Consider the following 4,436-nt stretch of genomic DNA (forward strand, 5'->3'; position numbering starts at 1 on the left):
TGAAGATCCAAAAGGTCGTCATGGGCATCTAAAAGGTCGTCTTTTAATGCATTGAACTCTTTGATCAACTCAAAGGCATCTTGGATATCAAGTACTGCTTTCACTATTTTTAAGCAGGTATTGATCTCTTTTTTGCCCGGATATTTCCCAGTATCTGCCAGGGTTTTGTATTTTTCCAGAGGATCTTTCCACTTTGTTAACCCATCACGGATATATTGGCTGATCTTTTCCTGGCCGTCGGGTGCCAGGGAACCGAATAACTCTTTCCCAAGATTTTGCGCCTTTTGAAGATCATGGCTTGAAAGATTGGCCTTGACAATAATCTGTACATTTTTCCACTGAGAGGTTTTGGAGAGAAGGGGAATCGCATCTTTGGGTGAAAGCTTGGCTTTATCTTCCAGTAAATTGATTTTTCCACCCACAAAAAGCTTGGCAACAAGAATCACAATTTGAAATTCAGGCCAGCCATAGGGACGTTTTGCAAAATGTTTGACAAGCTCATCCAGAACAATGGCTTTATTGGCAGCCTGTGTTAACTCTATAAAGGTCCTGATCTCTTTGAGATCCCGGGTTTCTCCTTTGGCAAAGTCCAGAACCACCTGCTGCTGGCCGATATCATCGGACAAAATGATCTGCTTGATCTCTTTTATGGGATCATCATGGACTTTGGCCAGATAATCATACTTGCTGAAGGTATTTTGAACCAGGTAATCAAAGGCGTCATCCAGGGCTTTTAATGTGGTTGCCGCCTTAATTTCCAGGGGTTTACCCATGGTGTAAAATTGGGCTTTCAATATCAGGTCATCCACCTTTGAAACCAGCCGTTCCCGTCTTCCCCGGTTTTCATCGGCCCTGTCTCTTAAAATCTGTTTCAGGCTGGTGGATGCGGCTGCATCGCTTTTATCTGTAATGTATTTATTCGTCTGAATATAAGTCCGGATTTCAGAAAAAAGATCCGGGTCATTATCAAGTTTTAAAAGAACCGTGCCCTCATTATTCAGGCTGTGCATGGTGCATTTGCCGGGGTTGAAAACAGGATACTGGTCATGCATGGGGCTGATGATTTCAAGAAGCAGGTCATCTTCCATCTTTTTGCCCCAGGGCTTTTCATCACAAATTCTGTTAAATGCATAGTCCCTTTTAAATGGCAGATACCGATGCTTGGATTTTTTTTTCAGGATATCTTCAAAAATGATTTCAGCCAAAAGGTCTGTTTCTGCATGGGAAGATATCTCTATGCTTTTTATCTCCCTTGAGACCTCTCTTTCTTCATTTGTCAGGAAGAAATAAAGAGCCCCATTTCTGTTGACCAGGTTCTCCTTTTCCAGCCGCAACAATGCAGCATCAATTTTTTGCTTTAGAATAATCCGGTCCGCGTCCACCTGATCAATGGAAAGCGTGACCAGGTTGTCGATATTGGGTTTAAGGATATCCACATACCGTATCAAAAACAGGGTTTGCAGGAGTTGAATATCAAACGGGGTATGCAGACCCTTATTTTCTTTAGCCTGTTCAATGCTTCTTTTAACGGAAGTGTCCAGAAAGCTTTCAATGCAGGGGAAAAACTCATACAAAGGCACCAGTGCATTGATCTGCCTGGATGAGATATTGATGGCAGCCGACTGAAACGCATCCAGCATGGAGCGTTCTCCACGGCTTAAGTGAAGTCCTGTGGCGCCTGCTTTTCTGATGGATTCAAATATTTTTTGAACCAGCTGGAAATGATACGGGGTGAAAGGGTAGTTACCGGCAAAATCCCGGGCGGTTGTATAATTTTTTAATGTGGATGTGTCATGGGTAAAACTGAGCTGGTTTTTAAGGATATCTCCCTTTTGGCTGAACAGGTTTTCAAGCTCTGTTTTTGCATCGTCCTGTTTCTCAAGGAGTCTGGCCTGGATCACTTCATCTGTATTGGCGCTGGACAGCGACAAGCGCGTATTGAACCGGCCCTGAATTTTAGAAAAATCATTTGCTTTTGAAGATTTGATATCCCCGATCACCGCATCAATATCTTCCTGGGATGTCACCACAACCCAAGCCCTGCCATTGCAGATTCTGCCCAAGTCTTCAACAATGGTTTGAAGATTTAACATCAGGTGGGTATCACTGCCGATGAACTGGCCGATTTCATCCACCAGAAATATGATTCGGTGGTTGGGTGCTTTTGAATCCAGATACTCTTTTACCCTTTTGGCGAATTGCTCTACAGTCAGGCTGAAATTGTTTTCATATTTTTCAAACCACTCCCGGGTCGCATCCGGGTTTTTATCAAGAACCATGGATAGGGCTTCTACAATTTCATCCTGAAGCAGGGAATAGGCATCCCGTTCGGTTTCCCACTCTGAACCGTATATTTCTTTGAATTTTTCTTTAAACGCCTGGTAATGGCCTTTGCGGGTCAGATATCTTTCAATCTCTGCCAGATGCAATGAATCAGAGCAAAATCCTTGACTTTCATTGAACAGCCGCCAGAATACGGAAAGAATGGCTGACCGGCCTTCTGTTGAATCGGCCCGGCTGTCAATATTAAAAAGGATGACATCTGCATCAATATTGGAAATCCGTTTGATGTCTGCGAACAGCATGGCGTCTTTTATCTTGTCGGCAAAAAACTCAACAGCCCGCTTCAAAGATCCGGTGTCCGGGCAACGTGCTTCTTTATTTTCCAAAAGATAAGAAAGAATTTTTATAAAATGAGATTTACCAGAGCCGAAAAAGCCGGATATCCATACCGCCATTCTGCCTGCAATGATGGGATCGTTCTGATTGTCTACGGCGCCAAGATATGATTTTAAAAATGTTTTGAAATGCTGGTCTAATTCCCGTGTAACGACGTATTCATCAAGTTCCTGCCATACAACCGATTCATTGAGCTGGTCTGCTTTAACAACCCCGTTGATGGGTCTTGAGATATCCTTTTTGAATGTATTCCGGATCTGCATTGAAAGCGTTCCTTTATGCGTTGGCGTTATCTATACAACCAGTTGAAATGCTCTGTAATAATTGGTCTCTTTTAATTTTCCAAACAGCCTTAACCCCTGACCTGTATATACGCCCGGATAAAACATCACCAATGGGGTGTCTTCCATCAGGTGGTGCAGATTATTTAACAGATTATGACTTCTTAACATTGGGTATGCACTGCCGACACCGGACACCAATACCAGGTCATTATCTTCAGGTGGTGCAAAAGTTATGAACTCTTTGGCGATTTTTTTAGCATCCAGCGGACCTTTCAGGGAATTGAGAAGCGCCTCATTACCCTTTTTCAACTCAATGTCCAGGACCCGATCAAGAAGATTTCTATTTTTGAGATAAACAAGAATCAAGTCGAACAGATTGATATGCGTAACTCTTAAGTCTGGCTTTTTTTTGGGAAGCTGCCTTAAAATAAACTGGATATGGTCCCTGACCTGCTCTTCAAATTCAGGAGGGTAATCAAAAATATAAAACCCGATTTCATTTCCAAGTCCAGAGTTTGAAAGAAGTTCCTCAGATGTGAGTCGATCAAGAATTTTGTCCAGACGGTTTTTAAATGGTGTCATATGAATCCTTGAAGAGGGCTATGTAATATCCATACAACGTAAGACATAGTCTTCCTTATTTTTGACAAGATATGATTTTATCTCCGGCGTTAAGGAAACCGGTATTAATTTGCATGATTGTGTATTTTCAATGTACTTTGCTTCTGCAAGTATTCTGAAAACAATCTGCTTTAGTTTTGACCGGGTTGTATCTTTCCATGTATCAATTTTCGGATCAATTTGAGCGCATTGTTCTAAGTAAAGGTTCCAGTCCTTAAGGTCAATTTTTTTTGTAAATGTCTGCCAGTGCCGCCGCAGAACGGTATTCATAAAATCACCAAGAATTCTGCTGTGCTTTATAGCTGCTGACAGCAGGGCCTGGGATGCGACCTGGGATGAGCCATCCCTTACAAGTGACCATAAATCATTATCCATGAGGACAAGGCGGTTTTTTATTAAATTGGCCTGTTTTTTGGCGGTTACAGGGCTTCTCTTTTGAAGTATATTTTCAACGACAATGGCTTGATACCATTGATCAGAACCGACCTTTTTAAGTAATAAATCAGCGATATTCCGACTTTCTTCCATAAGCAGAGAGCCGGAAATAATCGAGCTGTTATATATTTTATCATTGGTAATGTTCATTACACCATTTGGATCTCTATCACGCGGTATTGTAACATCCAAGACGTATGCTGGAATCTGTCCGTTTAAAATTTTTTCACTAAAAAGTATGTCAAAAATTTTTGCGTCTAACGGATTTCAAGGATAACCACAAACCTTTGGGCATCCACAAAAGGCAGGCTATAAGGCTTATGTGTAATATGAAACTGCCTTTCAAGTTCAGATGTGATTTCTTCTGGGGCATGCGCCCCTTTCAGGGCATAAATCCTGCCGCCGGGCACCAGCATG

At 42.1% G+C, this 4,436-nt stretch carries 3 protein-coding genes; all 3 read right to left on the minus strand.

The annotated features are described in order from the left end of the window. Positions 1 to 2,942 (minus strand): BREX system P-loop protein BrxC (gene brxC / locus AB7U36_RS19300; protein WP_428161276.1); only part of this gene is annotated, 2,942 nt, incomplete at its 3' end. 30 nt (positions 2,943 to 2,972) lie between these two features. Continuing rightward, positions 2,973 to 3,545, minus strand: coding sequence for a DUF1788 domain-containing protein (locus tag AB7U36_RS19305; protein ID WP_287037607.1), 573 nt, complete (start codon positions 3,543 to 3,545; stop codon positions 2,973 to 2,975). 18 nt (positions 3,546 to 3,563) lie between these two features. Beyond that, positions 3,564 to 4,211 (minus strand): DUF1819 family protein, encoded by a 648-nt coding sequence (locus AB7U36_RS19310; protein WP_287037608.1) that lies wholly within the window; start codon positions 4,209 to 4,211, stop codon positions 3,564 to 3,566. Positions 4,212 to 4,436 lie beyond the last annotated feature (225 nt).

It is taken from the genome of Desulfobacter sp. (genome assembly GCF_050177295.1).

Coding starts and splice junctions, on each gene's coding strand:
- AB7U36_RS19305 (WP_287037607.1), bottom strand. CDS start 3,545: ATGACACCATTTAAAAACCGTCTGGACAAAATTCTTGATCGACTCACA.